Source organism: Pseudobdellovibrionaceae bacterium (genome assembly GCA_023954155.1).
In the GTDB taxonomy this organism is placed as follows: domain Bacteria; phylum Bdellovibrionota; class Bdellovibrionia; order Bdellovibrionales; family UBA1609; genus JAMLIO01.
Window position 1 is genome coordinate 242,226 of record JAMLIO010000003.1, and the last position, 20,082, is coordinate 262,307.

Genomic DNA, 20,082 nt, shown 5'->3' on the forward strand with positions numbered 1-20,082 from the left:
CCCTAGCCTATAGGTAAAGTCATGATATTGTTGGATTTTTTATAAGGACTCAGTTTTTCTTTGCTCTTCCATGCCCTCTAAGATAACTCTTTATAAGAACATGGAAAACTTTGACTCCCCATCTTTTTTAAATCGTGAACTGGCTTGGCTCTACTTCAACGACCGCGTGCTGCAACAGGCCGAGGACTCTAAAATTCCTCTGCTTGAGCGTCTTCGCTTTTTAGGAATCTTTCATTCCAATCTCGACGAATTCTTTATGAAACGCATCTCTATCCCCAGAGCCGAGGCCATGTACCATAAAGATAAAGACAAAACCAACCTTTACCAAGACATTCATAGCATGGTCCAAAAACTCTTTGACCGAGCCAGCACATGCTTTACCAAAGACCTTGTTCCAGAGCTAAAAAAAGAGCGCGTCGAGTTTTTGAAATGGTCAGACCTCAACCAAACTGAACGCGAAGGATTTACCCGTTACTTTGAAACTCACATTTTACCCGCACTCACTCCACTTGCTGTAGATCCAGGGCACCCCTTCCCTCATATCTCAAGCCTTACAACATCTATGGCCTTTAAACTTTATCACCCCAGCACCAACACCCATACCTTTGCTCGTGTGAAGGTGCCCACCATGCTGCCAGATTTTTTTCCTGTACCTAGAAAAAATGGACAGCATTGGATTCATGTAAATGAAATCATAAGAGAGTTGATCTCAGCACTCTTTCCCATGTCAAAAATTGAATCGACATTATTTTTTCGAGTCACTCGAAATATAGAGTTTGAACGCGAAGAGGAAGAGGCCACTGACATTTTAGAAATGATCTCTGAAGAGCTTAAAGAAAGACGCTTTGGACACACAGTCAAATTAGAATGTGAACCTCACCCTGATCCATGGATTTTAAATGTTTTGAAATCCGAATTGGAAGTGAACGATTTGGACATTTATTATATGCAATCCCCTTTGATCAACTTTCAAGAGCTGGACCATATTTATGAAGAAGGAAAAGCCAACCTGAAGTTTCCTCCATGGACTCCACTCATACCTCAGCAATTTAAAAATCAACCCAGTTTTTCTGGTGGCCTGTTTAAATTGATTGATGAAGGGGACATTTTACTCCACCACCCTTACGAAAACTACACCCATACGGTGGAGCGTTTTATTATTGAAGCCGCTCAAGACCCTGATGTTATTGGAATTAAACTTTCTTTATATCGAACCAACAAAGACAGTCGTCTGGTCAAAGCTCTGATCAATGCCACTGAAAACGGTAAAGAAGTCGTGTGCGTGATTGAACTTAAAGCTCGTTTTGATGAGGCCAATAACATCAGTTGGGCCAATAAACTTGAAGATGCTGGAGCTCATATCATTTATGGTATGGTGGGACTTAAAACCCATTGTAAAATTGCACTGGTCACCCGAAAAGTGCCACAAGGATTAAAATGTTACGCCCATATTGGCAGTGGGAATTACAACGCCGTCACCTCTGCCTTTTATACTGATATCGGTCTGATGACTTCACGGCCTGCCATTACAGATGATGTTGTTCAGGTTTTTAATTATCTTACGGGTAAAACAGAGCCACAAAAATTTAATAAACTTTTAGTGGCTCCATTTAATCTTCGTACACAAATTCTAGCTCTCATTCAAAACGAAATTGCGAACCATAAAAAAGGTCTGCCCGCAGGGATCACTGTAAAACTGAATAATCTAGAAGATAAAAAGATCTCTGAGGCTCTATACTTTGCCGCCTCACAAGGTGTGAAGATCAACCTGGCCGTAAGAAGCATCTGTGTTTTAAAACCCGAAGATGAACGCGTGAAAAAAAATATTCGTATTATTTCTGTCGTGGACCAATTCTTGGAACATTCTCGAATCTACCACTTTCGTAATGGCCAAAAGCATGACATTGAGGGACTGTATTATATTGGCTCTGCCGATTGGATGACCCGAAACTTTGATCGCCGAGTCGAAGTGCTCACGCCCATCGAACCTCTAGAACTTAAAAAAATCTGCCATCAAGTTTTAGAACTGACCTTTGCCGACAACACGCAAAGCTGGGAGATGAAACCCAACGGACAATACTCTCGTATTCGTCGCGACAAAAAACGCGCTGTTAATTTTCAATTGGAACTTAAACGTTTATACTCTGAACTTTACGGCAACCAAGGAGACGCATGATTTTAGCTGCCATTGATATAGGTTCTAATGCCATTAGAGCCGTTCTAGTCAAAGACAAGATGCTCGACTCAAATGACAAACAGAACCTTATCATCAAAAAACGGTTTTCCCTTCGTCTGGGCACAGATGTTTTTCAAACTGGATACATCAGCGACGAAAAAAAACAGCAGCTATTTTTAGTATTTAAGGAGATAAAAAACTACTTTTACCAGTACAAAGTCTCTGATTACAAAATAAATGCGACCAGCGCCTTTCGAGATGCTAAAAATGGAAAAGCCATTGCACAAGAAATCAAACGAGAATTTGGACTTAAGGTCGATATTATTGATGGTTCCGAAGAAGCTCGCATCATCTGCCAAAGTCTCTTAAGAAGAAACCTGATCCCTAATAACAAATCCACTTTGCTTATGGACATTGGCGGAGGAAGTTTAGAAATTTCTATTCTCTCTGAAGGTAAGCTGACTTTTTCTAAAAGCGTTAACGTAGGAACCTTAAGGTTTATTAACGATATCCTATCTGGACAGTTAACTCGAGATTATTTCAAACAGTTAGATTTGATTGATGAGATCTTTATTGATTCCCCTCGCCCAAAAGGCAATTGTATTATTTTAGGTACTGGAGGAAATTTTAGACGCATCCAAAGAGTGAAATCCGTACTCCTAGATAAACCCAATGAGGCCGCAATCAAAAGAGAAGAGGTCCCAGTGCTTATTGGCATGCTTATGGATATTCATCTTCATTCTTATGCCAAGGTTTTAAAAATTAAACACGAACACTCTTCTTTGGTGATTCCTGCTCTTTTGATCATCCAACGGCTTATGCACTACTGGCCCGCTAGCGAAGTGATCGTTCCCAAAATCAGTTTAAATCATGGAATCATCGACGAACTTTTGATTAAGCATCGCTTACTTAAATCCTAAACATCTTCCCTCAGATATTCCATATTTTGCATTGGCAATACTAATTCAGAAATTTCTGACCAGTATTCTCCATCTTCTCGATTACACTCGGGATATTATTCAGATATTTATTCTGGTGCTAGAAACTCAGGCCTTAGAGTGTTGTGGGGTAGCTGATCGCGCCTACTAAATCATGCTGCTGATCCATAAAGGCAAAAGTTTTAATGGCCTGTTTTTTATAGTGGCTTAAAACCTTATAGTAAAATACCCCTTCGCTGAGATGCACCTCTTGATTTGAAATTTCTAAGGACGTGATCTTCTCTATGGTTTTAAGTTTAATTTCGGTGATTTGTCCTTCAGTCTTTCTTAGAGCCTTGTACGCAGACTCTTTGGTACTCCAAAAGATCGCACGATCTTCGATATAGTCTTCCAGTAATGCCAGCTCTGTTTCATCGCAGGTGCGTTTGACTAGAGGATGACTGACACGTTTCCACTGCTCGAGATCAAACCCAATTGGGCGATCACTCACCACATAGCCCCCATACACAGGGCAATGACTGATGGACACATTTTGACCTAAATTTTTAGGCACTTCATCAAGGTTCAATAAAGCAGGATGCTGAAAACGTTTATATAAGTCTTTTCGCAATAACAAACGATTATCTGTATAAATAGAACTCCATTTCCTTTCAATTTTTAAGGACAAACTGGGGTCTTGGGTCTCTGTGATCCATTTGCAAAACATCTCTGTGACTTCTGACACTTCCATGATCTTACCTTAAATTTGGAGATATAAATCTCTCTGGCCAGGTCACGGGTTTTCCATCTGTGATCTTCATCATCCGATCTAAAGAAAGCAAAGCCAACTCGTAGAGTTCAGGTTTGATTGCAATCTGCGGCTTTAAATCGCGCAGGCAATTTCTAATTTTTTCTAAAGTGTTGAGTTTCATATAAGGACATTCATTGCACGCGCAATGGCCTTGAAAAGGGGCTTGGATCAGTTCTGCCTGTGGGCTTTGCTTTTGCATCTCGTGAAAGATTCCCACCTCAGTGGCAATAATGAACTTCCCGTTGGGATTATTTTTTACCTCTTGTAAAATGCGTGATGTAGAACCAATCACATCTGCATGCAACAGCACTTGCTCATCACACTCTGGATGTGCCAGCACAAGAGCGTCGGGATGTTCAGCTTTAAGTTCAAAAAGTTTTTGCGCTGAAAAAAGCACATGCACCTGACAAGTCCCAGGCCACAAAACCATGTCTCGCCCTGTTTTTCTTTGTAAGTAGCCACCTAAGTTACGGTCAGGGCCAAATAAAATTTGGCGGTCTTTGGGAATAGCCGCAATGATTTTTTCTGCATTACTTGAAGTGCACACTACATCACTTAGGGCTTTCACCTCAGCACTGCAATTCACATAAGACACACAAATGGCTTCAGGATGATCTTCACGCCACTTTTGATAGTCTTTATAAGGGGAGGAGTCTACAAGAGAGCATCCCGCATTCATATCTGGCACGAGTACAGCCTTTTCTGGAGACAGCAGCTTCACGCTTTCTGCCATAAAGGTCACACCCGCCATAACTACAACAGGATTGTCTATTTTTTTTCCTATCTGTGCCAGAAAAAGGCTGTCCCCAATATGATCAGCAATGTCTTGAATGTCGCCCTCTTCATAGTAGTGGCATAAAATGGCCGCATTATGTTTTTCCCGAAGTTCATTTATTTCTGCAACGAGTTCGGTTTTAAGTGCCATCCCTATATCCGTCCACTTTTTAAAGAAGCGATAATAGATTTTGAAACTGTTTTTAAAGATTCAAAAACCCCAACCCCAATATGGGCTTGTGCTTCGAAATCAGGGCAACCATATTTATTTAACTTCAATTTAAGTTCTCGTAAATCTTCTGCCGTGGGAAGGTCACGCTTATTGTATTGGATGACCATGGGAACTTTACGAATGTCCACCCCTTGTTGAGCCAAATTCTTCTGTAAGCTTTGCATGGAAGCCATATTTTCTTCCATACGCTCAGCCTGAGAGTCTGCCACAAAAATGACTCCATCTAGGCCCTTAAGGATCAAACGACGACTGGCCTCATAAACCACCTGTCCTGGGACCGTATAAAGATGCAGGCGCAACTTATAACCACGAATGGTTCCGATCTCTATAGGAAGAAAGTCAAAAAACAAAGTCCGTTCTGTGGATGTAGGAAGCGTAAAAAGTTCCGATTTATTTTTGCCTTGAATCTCCTGATAGATCCACTGCATATTTGTGGTTTTGCCAGAAAGAGACGGACCGTAGTACACGATCTTGCAGTGAATCTCTTTTGTGTTCAAGTTTACAAATGACATCGTTGTATTTTACCCTTTTCTAATGTTCCACTTAGTAGCGAATACGGTTTTGCAAAGCTCGTCCTAAAGTTCGATGGTCGACAAAGTCTAAGTCACCACCGATGGGTACCCCTTGTGCTAAACGTGAAACCTTAGCTCCTCTTTTAACCAACTCTTTAGATAAATACAAAGACGTTGTGTCTCCCTCAAGGTCGGCGTCTAAAGCCAAGATCACCTCAAGGTCTTTTTCTCCCTGATCCATCAAATCAGAAACTTTGAATAATAATTCCGCAATTTTAATTTGCTCAGGTCCAATGCCTTCCAGTGGAGCAATCACTCCATGCAAAACATGGTAAGAGCCATTAAAAACACCACTGGACTCGATACGATCAATGTCCATAGGACTTTCTACGACACATATTAAATTTTTCTGGCGGTCAGGCTGCTGGCAATAGTAGCACAGGTCCTCTTCCGTATAAGCGTAACAATGAGAGCAAAGATGGATCTTTTCTTTGATGTCCTTTAAGGCCTCACGTAAAGACCCAATCTCTTCATCGTTAAACTTTAAAAAACTAATAGCCATCCTTTGTGCAGATTTAGGGCCTACACCAGGAAGTTTTGCCAATTCTTGAATGAGTTTCTGCAAAGATGGAACTTTTAAAGACATGAACTACATTCCTGGAATGCTTAAGCCACCAGTCAGTTTATCAGATGCCTTTTGATATTCATCTTTAGCGGTTTTTAAGGCTTCATTCGTGGCGCTGACAATCATGTCTTGAAGCATCTCTGCATCACCTGCTTCAAAAACATCTTTGTTGATCTTAACTTCTTTGACCAGACTATTGCCACTGACAATCACTTCAACAGCTCCGCCGCCTGACGTGGCCGAAAATTCTTTAGTCGCAAATTCCTCTTGTAGCTTCTTCATGCGATTTTGCAGTTGATTAGCCTGTTTCATAAGCTGCTGCATTCCACCGAAACCTTTCATGATTCATACTCCTTCACTGATATGATTTCTACATTCTTAAATGTCTTTTTTAGATTTTGGACCACTTCACTCTCTTCCACTTGACGTCGAATGGCCTCTTCCTGTTTGCGCTTTAACTCAGCGGTCTCTTTAGCCAATGTACTCACCGTAACAGATGACTCTTTCGGTTGGGTTGGCACAACCTGTCCTTGTTGCTTTGCTATCAATTCACTGTCGGCGATGATTTTAAACTGATAACTTGGACCCAAGAAGGTGCGCACATAATTGCTGACTAGTTTTTGAAATTCAGCCTTTGCAATATCCTCTTGAATAAATGTTAATTTTTCTGGTGCAGAAATTTCGATGGAATCTTCAGACAAAAGGTAGTGACAGTTCTTAAGAACTTCCCCCACTTTGACATTCAATCTTTGAATCTTTTCAACAAAGCCATTCCATTTCTTCTGCTCTTCTGTCGCCTGAGGCATGATGGTTTGCACACCTTTAGTCACTTCCACAGCCGAACCTATGTGTCCTTTTGGAGCGTAAGCCTCGTGCTGTCTGGGCATCTCCGTCATTTCAGTATTTGCAAATACTCTTGATACAGATGTCGTTTTGGGCCTTGCGGGCTTTTTTGAAGCGTGAGGAGATCCTGAGGGTGCAGATGACTGCGGTTGAGAGGCTAAAGCGATTCTTTTAGTCTCAACTTTAAGCTTCAACGCTGCCTCTTGACGGTAAGTCACCTTGCCTGATGCTGTTCCACCCTCAGTGACAGAGGCTACCGCTGTCGACATAGGTGACGACACACCTGATACCGATGGCGCACCTAAAGCCTGCCCCGTGGGACTTGAAAACATTTTATCTACATCAACGACTTGTCTATATAAACACAGTTTCAGTACACCCACCTCTAAGACCGTCTTTTGGTCTTGAGTACGGTACAAGTCTTGAGTCAGCTTTAACATCATATCAAACAACAAATGAATGTGCGCCTCTGAAATGTTTTGAGCCAACTTAGTCAGAATTTCTATTTCCGCTTCGGGCAGGTCCACATAATTTTTTGCAGCCTTTGATGTCTTCACAATCAATAAGTTTTTAAATTCTTCTAATACATCTTCGGCTACGATATTGATATCCGTACCTGAACTGAAAATGCTCTCCAAAGCGCCCATCACTGTGTCTGTCGAGCCACCCACTACACTCTCTAAAATCTGAGTCAACAAACGTCGGTCCGTAAGCCCCAAAGACTCTCTGACATTGTCATAGGTGAGATTCTTATTGGAGTAAGTGATGACCTGATCTAAAAAGCTCAGACTGTCACGCACAGACCCCTGTCCTTGACGAGCAATCGACCAAAGAGCTTCTTTTTCAAAACTCACTCCCTCTTCGGTGCAAATTCTTTCTAAATATTCTGCCATGTCTTGAATGGAGATCTTACGAAAATCAAAACGATGACAGCGCGACAGAATGGTCTTTGGGATTTTGTGAACCTCTGTTGTCGCTAAGATAAAAACCACATGATCTGGTGGCTCTTCTAAAGTTTTAAGTAAGGCATTAAAGGCACTGATAGACAGCATGTGCACTTCGTCGATGATGTAAACTTTTTTATCCCCAGAAGAGGGGCGAAAGCTGACTGAGTCACGCAGTTCACGAATGGAATCCACACCATTGTTACTGGCTCCGTCAATTTCGATCACATCCAAACTTCGACCCGCAGAAATGTCCACACAGTCACTGCACGTGCCACAAGGAACAAAATCCTTGAGGTGAGAACATCGCAAAGACTTCGCCAAAATCCTAGCTGTCGAGGTTTTGCCCGTTCCGCGAGGTCCCGTAAAAAGAATAGCCTGCGGTAAACGCCCTGACTTCAGAGCATTTTGTAGGGTCTGGCTGATATGCTTTTGCCCTATCATATTTTGGAAGTTTTGCGGCCTCCATTTAAGGGCGATCACCTGATATGACATAGACGTAAAGTTATACCTAAAAAGTCTGTTGTGCGCACGATATTAAGCCGCATCACTAAAGATAAATCCCGATATTTGCACAAAAAAATACCAGGCACCCCACGTCACATAAATTCAAGGCGACCGCTGCTTCCTTCCGGACCTGACGGGGTTAGCCAAGACTTTATTGCGTGGGACCTGGCAAGAGCAATCTAGACGATACAAGGCGAAAGAACAAGGCTGAGGCAGAATGACCAAATTCGTTTTTTGCTACGCATTATCTCCATGAAATCTCTGATTATTTATTCAACATAAATTTTTAAACCGAGCGCATTATCCTGCCTTTGGTTTTGCACCCTTCTTCAGAGCAGACTAAAATGTTCTTATGCCTCGCTCTGCCGCACTTAAAAAAAAATCATCTCAAGGCGAATTCTTTAAAGACATACAGCTCAGTCTGTTCGAGTTTTTAAAACGTGATCCCCTAGCGAAGTTTAAAGGTAAGAACCTTGAAGGGCCTTTGAAGTATTTAAAACCTTCACCGCCACCTCTCCCTATGCCTTCACCATCCTCTTCCCACCATGTAAACGAACACGGGCACATACTACCAACAAAGAGAAACCCAAACAGCGTAGGACAAGATGCAGACACCTCATCAACTGCATTCCAAAACCAAACTGAGCAAGCAGCAGATGCCCCACTCATACTTGGCTTTACCACGATCATCGAACGTAAACCTTATTTACGATATTTACGTTTTTGTCTTAAACCTAATGGCGTACTCCACATCACAGCACCTAAAAATCGCCCTTTGACCATGATTGAACAAGAGGTTTCAGAGTATAAAGACTGGGTTTTAAAAAAACATCACGAATACGAAAAGATCAGACAAAGAGCACCTGCCTTAAGATGGCAAACTGGACAGGCCTTTCCCTACCTAGGCGAATCTTACTTTTTAAAGTTGGAGCCCTTTACAGGGCACCGCCCTTTGATCCAATTTGACTTAGATCAGCTGCACTATTTTTATCCTGAAACTTGGGACACTAAACCCCTGCAAGAGAAGTCCATGCTCTTGCGACAGGCCCTTTTAAAATTTTACAAAGAGAAAGCTGTTTTAGAAATTCATGCTCGCACCAGAAAATGGTCCGAGGCCATGAACCTCTTTCCCAAACATTTATCATTTAGAAACCAGAAAACACGGTGGGGAAGCTGTTCTAGTGAGGGAAAGATCAGTTTCAATTGGCGACTGATTGCCTATGCGCCTGAGCTGATGGACTATATCATCATTCATGAGTTAGCCCATTTGAAACACCAGGACCACAGCGCGCGATTTTGGAGTCTGGTGGAAAGGTTTTGTCCTCAATATGACCTTTGTCGGAAAAGCTTACGTCACCAGCAGTACGACGCCGACTTCTTGGCCGCAGAGTCAGAACTGTATCTCGAAAATCCAATTTTAGTCGATTCCAATGCAATAAGGACTTTAACCCTTTCACCCATCAAGGAAGATCAATTATGACCACAAATCCAACTCCTCTTGCTTTTCCGCATCTTGCAAATTACGTCAACTACCGCGACTTTTTAGCCGATTTTCTAAACTACAAACGTTCGCAAAAGATCGGACTTAGAAAATACAGCTATTCCGACTTTGCCGCCGCCGCCAATTTGAAAAGTCCACAGTATTTAAAGCTTGTCATTGAAAATAAACGTAACCTTTCTGACGATGGGATCGAAAAATTCTCTAAAGCTCTTGGGTTTTCTAAAAAAGATTCCGAGCATTTTTCCTGTTTAGTCAAATACAACCAAGCCACAGCCCCCAAAGAGCGTTATCACTTTTTACAAAAACTTTCTCTGCATAGATCTGAACATGTGCAAGAGCTCAAATCTCCGCACTGGCTTAAGGTTATTGTATATTCCATTTGTGATGGCATGGGTGGAGCTTACTCACTTAATGACCTACAAAAGTTATTAAAGAATCGTTGTAAGATCCAAGATTTACAAAATTGTTTGGATGAAATGGTCGAAGAAAAAACTCTACAGATCATCCATAGCAGCTCACCTGAAACCCATCTTTATCAAAAGACCGAAGGACAAAATCCACTCTCTAATGATATCCCGTTAGAGATCATTAAACAGATTCAATCTGATTTGTTATTCTTAGGTTTAGAATCTCTATTTATTGATGATCCGAGCCAACGCGATCTGGGTAGCTTTTCTATCGCACTGACACAGAAAGAGTTTGAAATGGTAAAATTTGAAATCCGAAAATTTCGCAAGAACCTTCTCAAAGACCTTTTGATTTTAAGAGAGAAAGACCATGGGGATCGTGTGTATCAAGTGCAGTTTCAAGTCTTCCCCGTCACCGAGAAGACTCCTCGCAAACAAGCCAAAAAAAATGCCACACCAGAAGTAAATAAAGAGCTTCCTGCCCTATAAACCATGAATTATTTTCATGACTTGGCTTTTAGGGAGGCGAATTATTGTCATCAACTCACTTCTAAGCCATAACACACCTTGTAATGCTTCACCATCACAAGGCTTCACGTGAGCACGCTATGGGGTTGCGCTTTTAATTTTACGGAGGAGATTTAAATATGCACCTGCAAGTGATCTTAGGATTCCTTATTGTTTTGCTATACTCTTCGGTTCAAAAAGCCTATGCCGTTTCTTATTCTATGGAACAAGAAACAAATAAATTCATTTGTGTTTATGAAAAGCACTCCAAATGGCACCTAGAAATCGACTTCGCCTCTGGGGTGATGTACTCCTACGAACTTTATCGAGACCGACAGACGCTAGAATATCAAACCTATTCCCGCCTTGAAGAAGACCATGTTTACGAATTTAAATCTGTCGATTTCACTGAAAATAACAGCTCTGCTTATCTTGCCTACTTTAATCCGCAAAAATTAGTAGTCACGATCATACAGGCTAACACTAAACCAGGTGAAGAGATTAAATCCTACCAATTTAAATGTGCTGCAGAAACAAGACATTTACTCTTGATTCAATAACTAGAGACATTGACTTAACTGAAACGTCATTGCTTTATTGCGGAAAATACACGGTAAATTCGTCAGGGCTTTTCCAAGTCAAACGCAAAAGAAATTGCTGAAATTCTTTTTGATGGTGATCCACGTAAGAGTGAACTTTGCTGTTTAAGTATAAAAAATTAAAAGATCTAAGAAAAACAACACTCCCATCCTTTTTGTGACCTATTTCTGCTTTTATAAATTCATAAAAAGGATACTTATCAACATCAGGAAACACTTTGGCTTGAATATCCAAGCGCTCATTATTCCCAAAAAGAAGATGCCCCATAAATTTTTGAATTTTATTTTCCACACATTGACCTTTGTGGTTAAGATAAATTTCAAACCCAAAAGCTTGGCTTGCGGCCTTCACATGATGTGTCCCTATTTTGATCTCATACCCTTGAGGGATTTCGACTCTAATCCCTTTTTCAAGATTAGCTTCTTTAGAAACTGAACGATAAAAAACTTCAAAATGTGGAATGAACGCCAAACCTTCTGCTAAAATCAAACCCCAGCCTGTATGTTTTGGCAAAATGTCCTTTATGATTTTTTCTTCCAAAGAGACTGGTAGGCACTTTCTAAAGTCTTCGTTGTAACTTAAAAAATCTTTTAGCAGTCTCTGATTGTAAGATACAATAAACGCGTTGTCCTTTTCACCATAAACACTATAAACACTCATAGCTTGCGCAGGCAAAACGTAAATCACCACGAGTAAGGCTATTATTCCCAACCCTATTCTCATTCCATCCCCCAAATTGTGGGTTTAAGCACATAGTTCACGCCTTTAGAATCAAATGTCAGATCAGTTAAATTGTGTTCTAGGGAATGCAAGTTCACAAATACAGAATTTGGCACCTGATCTCGAATGACATCCTTAAACATAAGTTCGCGATTGTTCTTACTAACAGCCACGAAAGGATCGTAGGGACCAAACACAAAAGGATTTTTAAAACCCGAAGCCTTAATGGTATTTAAAATTTTAATCGTATTAGGGTCGAGTTGACTTTCGTTAAGCCCATAGTAGCGAGTAATGATGGGAGCATCCAAAATCAACACACCTTCTTCTGTAAGCACCCTTCTCACACCTGTATAAAACTCATGAGAGTACAAGCGAGAAATATCAATACTTACTGGATAAGGAAAATCTATAAAAACTAAATCATACCTTTGATCAGTTCTTCTTACGTATTGGTAAGCATCCTGCAGTAAAACAGTTACTTGCTCTGAAGACAAAGCGTCCTCATTCATAATATTGATTTTGGGATTTTGTCGAGCCACAGAAACCATAGCCGCATCTAATTCTACAAGAGTAACTGGCGTATCAGGATAATACTTCAGTATTTCAGCCGCCAACAGACCATCTCCACCACCTAAAATCAGTATGCTTTGTGGCTTATGCTCAAGAAAAGAAGCGCTCGCCCATAACATGCTTTGGTGATAATTTGTAATAGTATCTGAATTGAATTGGGGCTGCTTATTTAAATATAAATAAAATATTTTCTCCCGCCCTTCTATAGAGTTTTGTTGGGCATCCACCATATCAATGTCTTGAAAAAAAGATTCGATACGAAAGACTTCTCCCGCTAGTTTGATGGCTTTTAATGTGGTATTAAGGCTATCTAAAGAGAAACTTTGTAAGTGCATTTTGGCGTAAAAGGTTTCAATAAAAAATTGACGTGTAGGATATACCAATTTGACGTTTAAAGCACAAAATACCAAGATAGCCACTAACACTTTGTAACTTTGACGCTTAAGATTTGGAAAGCGAAACAGCACTCCAAAGATAACGAAAAGATTGACCATAATCACAAGCAAAAAACTAAAACTATAGCCAATAAAATTAGGTAAAATAAATCCTACTATCACTCCTGAAAATATTGCCGCCACGTAATTAGCGGCAATCAAATAATAAGATTCACGTTGCTCATTATTTAAACCCAACCACTGAAATACTAAAGGTAATTCCATTCCAGAAAAAAATCCTACCAGCATAGGGAACAAAGATAAGAATAAAGATCCATAAAAAACCAACTGGCTTTCAGATACAGAACTCAAACCGAAGGCCAAAAACCAGCTTCCCGCAATGAAGTAAAGTAAAACTGGCAACAATGCCGCAAGTCCGCATAGTGCCGTTTCTACTTTAAGAATTGTCTTTAAAGCCTCTTGGGACTGACGCTCTTTCCTTTCTACCCGCCACGCCCCTAGAGCCATACCTAAAATAAAAAAACCTATGGCGTAAGATCTGGAGGCAAAGCTGTCACCAATAATAGAAATCACCACTTTGCCTAATAAGCCTTGATAAGCAAACGAACAGAATGACATGATAAAAACAAAAAAGAGGCCTAAATAAAAATGTGAACCACTAGGTTCTGTCTGTGATACCTGCATCTGATGGAATGAACTTGTGTGTAATGGGAAAACTTTGTTTTCTGATTTTTGAGCTTTTGTATCAAATATAAAACATGTCAGAGCTATCGCAGACGATAAAAATGCCAAAATGTAACAGACTGTTTGCACATGCAAACCTAATACAAATATCGCAGGAAACAGAATTACACCCAAAAACATCCCTACATAGTCCCAAACTAACAATCGAGAGATATTGACAGAGGCCAAACGAAACATCAGTGGCAACTCAAACCCAGAAATCAAACCCAGGATCAATACGGGCACAGATGCCCCACCTAGAATCCAGAAATATGACCACCCTTGTTCTAAAAAAAGAAAATTCAGGCCACGAAAGTATAGCGGTACACACACCACCACCAAAGTGATCAACACTTGAATGTAACCCAAAGATTTTAAATTTTTAAATCTGTCAGAAATAAAATTATAAATCACTGAACCCAAACCAAGTGCCGAAGCAAAAAGACAAAACGTAACAAACAGGATGACGTAGGCTCCTCCAACTATACTAGAAATATAGTGAGCCAAAATGTATTCATACATCATTCCTAAAAATGCCAAGAGCAAGGTCATGATGCATAAAATGGTTGTCATGGAAAATGCTTTCTATTGTTCTGGCAAAGCCTTGAGCTTTGCATATAAATTATCAAAAAACCCGTCGTTCTCCAGATCTTGCACATTAGGAGTCGAATAAATAAAAGCATAGTGACCTTTTTTATCCTCTCTAGGAATCCAAACAGCCACATGAACTAGACCATCGGGAGACGATCCCCGCCAAACGGTGGCATCCGCTAAACCAGAATCCTTAATGGCACCAAAAGTTTGTGGTTTGGCATCCCATTGCACAGATTTTCTACGTAGGCTGGGAAATTCATCAGCATAGTCTTTAATGTACTCTTTCACCATACGTTCATTTACATTCATGTCCGTAGCCAGCATAGCTAAACTTTCACCGCTAGGGCCACTTAATCCGAATGTCCCTATCATTCGATCCTCTTCTAGGTCTAGGTCTGTAAAATAAAAACGTGTGTCTTCAAAAGAGACCGAAAGCCTTGAAGTGCTTTCAAACTTTTTTAAAGACTTGTAACTAGCCTCTTGAAGCCGATCAAGTGCGGACTCAGTAATAGGGTTTTTTGACGGATTTCCATGAAGCACCAAGTGTTTGACATCATCATTTAGAACTACGTCTACAACCTCATCACTAACATTTTTTTGTTTGTTTTTGGTTTCTTGATTTGAGACATTTGTAGGGCTGGAAGTATCAAATTGATAAGCCTTATTCCGGCTAACCAGCAAAAAAATAATTATTGCACCAAAAATGATTGCAATTAGTTTTACTTTATCAATTTTCATTCTATAATGGTATATTGATATATAAATGAGGTCAAATTCACATGTCAAAGAAGTACGTTTTCCTACAAAAAAATGTGTTTAAAGTCTTAAAACAATCCACTGGTTTTAGTTTAATTGAAATCATTGTCGCAATGGGCATCATGTCTGTTGTTGCAGGGCTTTTCGCAACCTCGGTGGTACAACTTCAAAAGTCACAAGTGACCTTTGAAGACAAGAATGCCTCCTTTTCTTTTGTCAGTGCACTTACAGGATCTTTATTGGGTGACCAACAGACCTGTACAGCGTTACTGCAAGGAACCCGATTAAACGCATCACCCACTGAATTCACAATGGCTAACTTTAGTGGTCTAGGTTCAAAGACTGTTGATCTTAAAAAAGGCGCCATTGTTTCAGGTGAAAGTGCGGACACGGCCAAAGTGAGAATTCAAGGCTTAACCATTCATGCAAAACCCGACGTCCAAACCACAAAGATCGTGGCCAACGGAATTGAGTACGACCGTCGGATCGCTGTGGTCACTTTATCCACAGAAGTTCGAGCCCCTGGAGATCAAAAGACTGGACAAAAGACCGCAGCCTACCGCGCAGAAGCTCCACGTACCTTAGAGGTTCCTGTATATGTTCGTTCTAACGTCATTCAAACTTGCCAAATCAATATGACTCGTATGGATGTGTGTAATACAATCGGAGCGGGCATTGATCCTAACAATACATCAAGATGTCTACCGCAAGAGCAGTGCTTTGTGAAAGGTTCATTCTTTATTTCAAAATGTAGCCCCGCTTACGCAGGATGTATGCCTAGTTCTGTCAACCCCATCACAGGCAGCACGACCTGTCCTGCAAAGTCTACACGAACCTCTACAGGAATGTATTCTCAGACCTTCAATATTAGTTGTGGTAAAAAGTGTTCTTACACAGTGACTAATACTATTGAGTACTTCATGTGTATGCAGTGTAATTAGAGGCCAGCTTAATGTCTTTAAATGCACGCGGCTCGGCCATTATTTTTGTGCTTATCTTCATGGCCCTCATGGGCATTATGGTCTTTGTGTATATGGACCTCTTTAGCCATGCCCTAGCCAACCAAAGAAAGGCTGCGGCTAAGGTGGCCTATATCGACTTCGTCACCAGTATGCGAGCACTTCTTAACGATGCTCAAACCTGCGAAACCTTATTAAGAGGTCAAAGAATCTCCACTACTGGTGGCGTAAATCGCAACAGTCAAAACCGTAACTTCGTTATAGGTTTGGGCGTGCCAGAACTTATGCCTGGAAGAGAAGAAGTTCGAGCAGGAAGCACAAAGGTTTCCAATCTTTTTGAACTCACCGAGGTTGTGCTTTCTGTATACCAAAACGATATCATACGTCACGACGGAAGCACTGTAGATCATCCTTTAAGAATTTTGCAATATGATCGCCAGCACTCTGTGAGCCATGGCCCTACAGGAAGTACATTCCTATATTCCAGTGACTTCTGGACTTATAAAGTACGCATTCAGTTTAACGCCAGACTTCGTAATACACTCAGTTCTTTTTACTTAAATACCATGAGCAATTCTCACCCTGAACACTGGATTGAATTGATTGTAAATATAGATTCAAACTTTCGTATTTTCACCTGCCATGGCCTTGAAAGTGTTGCTGAAGCCTGCGAAGTTCGCGGTGGTGCTTATGATGCCAGCGCATTTATGAACACTTGGCCCGAACTAAGGTGCCACCCAGCTAACGATTTATGTTGGCCAGGGCCGCAAGTGTACACCACACCTGCTGTGGCACTACCAGGTAACCCCCAAAAGCCAAACTGTCCATGGCCTTATACAGACATCACATGGGCAGGACGAGTCTCTGGGCTCGATAAATGGATTTGCACCTGGTGTAACAACAAACGATGGAACCCGCCAACGGATTAAAAATAATCCCCTATCTAAGTTTGAGAGGGTTTGAGCCCCCGACTTTCATCTCGTTTTTTTGCCGTAAAGGCTTAATATTGCAAATATTTAAGCCGATAATAAATCATTATGAAACACTTTATTTTAAGCACCCTCATTTTATGTATTTGCGGGATAAGTTTATACTTGAGCAAACCCTATTGGCCTTCGCTTTCAAACACCAATTCATCTGAAACCACCTCTACCTCTTTAAAACCCATAAGGGACATTGCTAGCAGCGGTAATTATTGTTTTTTATGTCAGTTTCCACCTGCCAAATTCTCAGATGCTAATAATCAAAAAGCTTGTACTGACCTATATGGCTCTATCTGTACCCCAGATAACCCTTACCTCAAGGCAGCTGAAAAGCAAGAAGACCAATCCTCGGAAACCATAAACCAAAACCGAGACAAAGCAGCACAGACATTAGGGTATAAAAATTTTGATGATGGACTTAAAAAACGTTTACAAGAGGCTGGAATTAAAATAAATCCCAATATCGATCCAGAAGCGTGGGCCGAAGCTCGAAATCTACTTCTCAGTCCTAGTGGTAGCGTAAGCGACGAGAGGCAACAAGGCTCCCAGCTTGCAGAAATGGCAGGATCTTTATTTGCCGATTCCACAGAATGCAATCCCAACCCGCCCGATTCTCCTGCTTCTCGTGCTCGGCTGAATCGTCTCAGACAACAAGTGCGAACTGACTATGCTCAAAAACGAAAGACTTTAATTCAATATTACAAAAATAATATTCCTGACTTTCTAGAAAACGAACTGTCCTCCAGATGTGCAATGCTCAGCATGCGTTCTGCTACGGAATCAAATAAGAATCCTGAGTGGACAAAAATATGTAACGATTTTACAAGAATTCGTCGAGAAGCCATTATGCTTTACAGAACCGAGGGCACACCAGGATACGAAGAAAAAGCCTTAGCCTTTGTCACCAAAAACTTCCCAACAACTCCTTTCTATACCCACCTCCCAACAGATGAGGAAGCTACGTCCAGCGGCGGTTCACTAGGCTTAGAAACCATATCACAAGAACTCACTCTCACAATGCAATGTCAAAGTTACAACACAGCAATTGCTACTTCAGCCAAAAAGATAGCCACCAATTATGCCAGTGACGTTCAAAGAACACGAACCCATGTTGAATCCACAATTTCTTCTGTGTACAGTGAACGCAGAAAAAAAGTGGCTGACGAGTCTCTCAACCTATTGCGTGCTGATATTCAGTCTCTCGTTCCTCAACTGACCAATGACAGAGCCAAACAATCGAAAATCATTGAACAGTACAATAAATTAGAACTCTTCTGGCTTAAAAACCCGAACGCCAGTGCTTATAGTAGAAATGCACAAGGGGTAGACTCTTTAAGCCCAACGGCGCACAGAGGAGGAGAACCCGACCCTAGCGATGCGTCCTCACTTTTTTCTGATCCTTCTTTAAGTTTTTTCACCCATAAAAATGCTTACTATAATCCTTCATCCACTCAAGGTGCTAAAAGCTCGCCAGAACAGGTTAATATCTTTCCAGGCTTTTTAAGTTTGCTGGATAGTAATCCTTATGCTTTTAGTGGAATTCTTGCCCATGAACTTGGACACAAGATCGGTCCCGAAATCAGTCAAATCAACGCCCACGATATGAAACCTGAATTTAGTGAGCTTCTGGCCTGTTACAAAGGACGTGATTCCATCCGTATGCAAAAAAATCAAGAGGATGAAGTGATTGCAGACTTTGTTTCAAGTGAAGTTATGGCTCACCAAATTTCAAAATTACCAAAAGCCCAACAACGATCCGCTGTGATGGCTATGGCCAGTACCTTCTGTGACGAACCACACCAAGGCATAGACTGCAAAGCAGAGCATCCTGAAGGGGTGTTCAGAGTAAACGGTATCCTTGCCAGTAATCCTAAGATCGCACAGGTCATGGGATGTGGTACTTCCCAAACTAACTTCAAACAATGTGGTATCAAAGATTTAAGTCTTTCTGGAGACTCAGCAACGACACCTTCAGAAACGCCAACACCTAGAACAGAAACAACTGACGATGCAGGAGGTGCATATTGATTAAAATCATTCTGACTCTTGTTACCTTAAGCCTGAGCCTTCCTTGCTGGGCTAAAAACACATCTTTATTTGAGGTTAGGTTTAATCAAAAAAATATCAACCATAAATACGATTTACTTTTTAATCCTGCAAAACAACACTATATTTTAAAATCTGTACAAAACAAGAAGACTCACTTTAATAAACTCAGCGCCATGCAGGCTAAAAGCCTACAGAGTTATGTCAACTCTATTGCTTGGGACGGGCAATTCAGAAAACCCAGCTCCATTGCCAAATGTACAACCTATGTCACTTTAAAAAATACCACAGCTAAAGCGATTATCTGCAAAGAAGATTATGCCAATACAGGAAGAGCTCTAGGTCTGTTAAATGAATTGGATCGATTAACTTCGATGAAGAAATAAGTGATATGAAGATTATAGTTTATACTACCCTACTTTCTTTCTTTTTACTTTGCACAGGTTGTTCAAAGATGACAGCGAGTAATGATGGAGATTCCATCGGAGAGGACGTAAGAGTTAAAAGCATTACGGGAACCACCGATATTGGTTTTGGAGAGTCCTGGCAATTGAGGTGGGGAGAATGGAATCCTCCAGGCGTGGCCCGTCTATTTATTACAAATGCCACTTTAACTCTGGAATCTGGAACCTTTGATGCCTTTGGATATGAAGTGGGCGAACCACCAGAATCCTTACCTTGCTCTCTTGCCGATCTAGGAAATTATCGTATCATTACCGTGGTCAATACTGTTGGGGGGACTCCTCAACCTATTGTGAATAACATTTATAAAATGTACTTTGTCTTTCCATCAAGTGCTCACAACACTTATATCAACGCCAGTGTATGTCTTGCTCGAAATGATGTCGAAGGTGACCCGCACGAACTGCAAACGGCCAATGTTCATGTCAGATTTCATTAAAATTATTTAGTGCAAATTCCGTACGCAGACACAAAGTGCCAGGAGTATTCATCTCGTTATTTTTAAGCAGCCTGCACAA

General features: G+C 41.0%; 19 protein-coding genes and 1 other RNA gene. 10 read left to right on the forward strand and 10 right to left on the reverse strand.

Features of this window, described 5'->3' with window-relative positions; translation table 11 throughout:
• The first annotated feature begins 100 nt into the window (after positions 1 to 100).
• Together ppk1 and M9899_05515 are read left to right on the forward strand one after the other, a co-directional pair.
• Entirely contained in the window at positions 101 to 2,176 is a 2,076-nt protein-coding gene (ppk1, locus tag M9899_05510) for a polyphosphate kinase 1 (protein MCO5113613.1), read from the forward strand.
• Complete coding sequence (locus tag M9899_05515; GenBank protein MCO5113614.1) at positions 2,173 to 3,096, forward strand: rod shape-determining protein; 924 nt, start codon at positions 2,173 to 2,175, stop codon at positions 3,094 to 3,096. The genes ppk1 and M9899_05515 overlap by 4 nt, the downstream gene beginning before the upstream one ends.
• A 133-nt stretch (positions 3,097 to 3,229) precedes the next feature.
• On the opposite strand, the gene M9899_05520 is transcribed toward M9899_05515, so the two are convergent.
• From M9899_05520 to ffs, 7 genes are all read right to left on the reverse strand, one after another.
• Complete coding sequence (locus M9899_05520; protein ID MCO5113615.1) at positions 3,230 to 3,844, reverse strand: 4'-phosphopantetheinyl transferase superfamily protein; 615 nt, start codon at positions 3,842 to 3,844, stop codon at positions 3,230 to 3,232.
• A 4-nt stretch (positions 3,845 to 3,848) separates the two neighbouring features.
• A complete protein-coding gene (nadA, locus tag M9899_05525; protein MCO5113616.1) occupies positions 3,849 to 4,829 on the reverse strand; it encodes a quinolinate synthase NadA in 981 nt (326 codons plus the stop codon).
• Positions 4,830 to 4,831: 2 nt separating this feature from the next.
• Positions 4,832 to 5,422: an ADP-ribosylation factor-like protein gene (locus M9899_05530; protein ID MCO5113617.1), complete on the reverse strand. Its 591-nt coding sequence runs from the start codon at positions 5,420 to 5,422 to the stop codon at positions 4,832 to 4,834.
• A gap of 31 nt (positions 5,423 to 5,453) precedes the next feature.
• Complete coding sequence (gene recR / locus M9899_05535) at positions 5,454 to 6,068, reverse strand: recombination mediator RecR (GenBank protein ID MCO5113618.1); 615 nt, start codon at positions 6,066 to 6,068, stop codon at positions 5,454 to 5,456.
• 3 nt (positions 6,069 to 6,071) lie between these two features.
• Positions 6,072 to 6,389 (reverse strand): YbaB/EbfC family nucleoid-associated protein, encoded by a 318-nt coding sequence (locus M9899_05540; GenBank protein MCO5113619.1) that lies wholly within the window; start codon positions 6,387 to 6,389, stop codon positions 6,072 to 6,074.
• Positions 6,386 to 8,329, reverse strand: a complete 1,944-nt coding sequence (gene dnaX / locus M9899_05545; GenBank protein MCO5113620.1) for a DNA polymerase III subunit gamma/tau — start codon at positions 8,327 to 8,329, stop codon at positions 6,386 to 6,388. Before dnaX ends, M9899_05540 begins: the two co-directional genes overlap by 4 nt.
• An 85-nt stretch (positions 8,330 to 8,414) precedes the next feature.
• Positions 8,415 to 8,512, reverse strand: an RNA gene (gene ffs / locus M9899_05550) — signal recognition particle sRNA small type.
• A gap of 181 nt (positions 8,513 to 8,693) precedes the next feature.
• Between ffs and M9899_05555 the strand changes: the two genes are divergently transcribed.
• The 3 genes from M9899_05555 to M9899_05565 all read left to right on the forward strand — a co-directional run bounded on the left by M9899_05555 (position 8,694) and on the right by M9899_05565 (position 11,316).
• Positions 8,694 to 9,821: a M48 family metallopeptidase gene (locus tag M9899_05555; GenBank protein MCO5113621.1), complete on the forward strand. Its 1,128-nt coding sequence runs from the start codon at positions 8,694 to 8,696 to the stop codon at positions 9,819 to 9,821.
• Positions 9,818 to 10,738, forward strand: a complete 921-nt coding sequence (locus M9899_05560) for a TIGR02147 family protein (GenBank protein MCO5113622.1) — start codon at positions 9,818 to 9,820, stop codon at positions 10,736 to 10,738. Before M9899_05555 ends, M9899_05560 begins: the two co-directional genes overlap by 4 nt.
• A 158-nt stretch (positions 10,739 to 10,896) precedes the next feature.
• A complete protein-coding gene (locus tag M9899_05565; GenBank protein ID MCO5113623.1) occupies positions 10,897 to 11,316 on the forward strand; it encodes a hypothetical protein in 420 nt (139 codons plus the stop codon).
• A gap of 34 nt (positions 11,317 to 11,350) precedes the next feature.
• On the opposite strand, the gene M9899_05570 is transcribed toward M9899_05565, so the two are convergent.
• Genes M9899_05570 through M9899_05580 form a run of 3 tightly spaced genes read right to left on the reverse strand, consistent with a single transcriptional unit; the run spans position 11,351 to position 15,039 of the window.
• Positions 11,351 to 12,079 (reverse strand): hypothetical protein, encoded by a 729-nt coding sequence (locus M9899_05570; protein MCO5113624.1) that lies wholly within the window; start codon positions 12,077 to 12,079, stop codon positions 11,351 to 11,353.
• The gene (locus M9899_05575) at positions 12,076 to 14,337 is read right to left on the reverse strand and encodes a methyltransferase (GenBank protein ID MCO5113625.1); all 2,262 of its coding nucleotides are present in this window, start codon (positions 14,335 to 14,337) and stop codon (positions 12,076 to 12,078) included. Before M9899_05575 ends, M9899_05570 begins: the two co-directional genes overlap by 4 nt.
• 12 nt (positions 14,338 to 14,349) lie before the next feature.
• Positions 14,350 to 15,039 carry a hypothetical protein gene (locus M9899_05580; GenBank protein MCO5113626.1) on the reverse strand — a complete coding sequence of 230 codons (690 nt, stop codon included), beginning with the start codon at positions 15,037 to 15,039 and terminating at the stop codon, positions 14,350 to 14,352.
• A gap of 98 nt (positions 15,040 to 15,137) precedes the next feature.
• Here M9899_05580 and M9899_05585 point away from each other — a divergent pair, with 98 nt between their 5' ends.
• From M9899_05585 to M9899_05605, 5 genes are all read left to right on the forward strand, one after another.
• A complete protein-coding gene (locus tag M9899_05585; GenBank protein ID MCO5113627.1) occupies positions 15,138 to 16,055 on the forward strand; it encodes a type II secretion system GspH family protein in 918 nt (305 codons plus the stop codon).
• Positions 16,056 to 16,066: 11 nt separating this feature from the next.
• Positions 16,067 to 17,002 carry a hypothetical protein gene (locus M9899_05590; protein ID MCO5113628.1) on the forward strand — a complete coding sequence of 312 codons (936 nt, stop codon included), beginning with the start codon at positions 16,067 to 16,069 and terminating at the stop codon, positions 17,000 to 17,002.
• Positions 17,003 to 17,167: 165 nt separating this feature from the next.
• Positions 17,168 to 19,084: a hypothetical protein gene (locus tag M9899_05595; GenBank protein ID MCO5113629.1), complete on the forward strand. Its 1,917-nt coding sequence runs from the start codon at positions 17,168 to 17,170 to the stop codon at positions 19,082 to 19,084.
• A complete protein-coding gene (locus tag M9899_05600) occupies positions 19,081 to 19,488 on the forward strand; it encodes a hypothetical protein (protein MCO5113630.1) in 408 nt (135 codons plus the stop codon). The genes M9899_05595 and M9899_05600 overlap by 4 nt, the downstream gene beginning before the upstream one ends.
• 68 nt (positions 19,489 to 19,556) lie before the next feature.
• The gene (locus M9899_05605) at positions 19,557 to 20,003 is read left to right on the forward strand and encodes a hypothetical protein (protein ID MCO5113631.1); all 447 of its coding nucleotides are present in this window, start codon (positions 19,557 to 19,559) and stop codon (positions 20,001 to 20,003) included.
• Positions 20,004 to 20,082 lie beyond the last annotated feature (79 nt).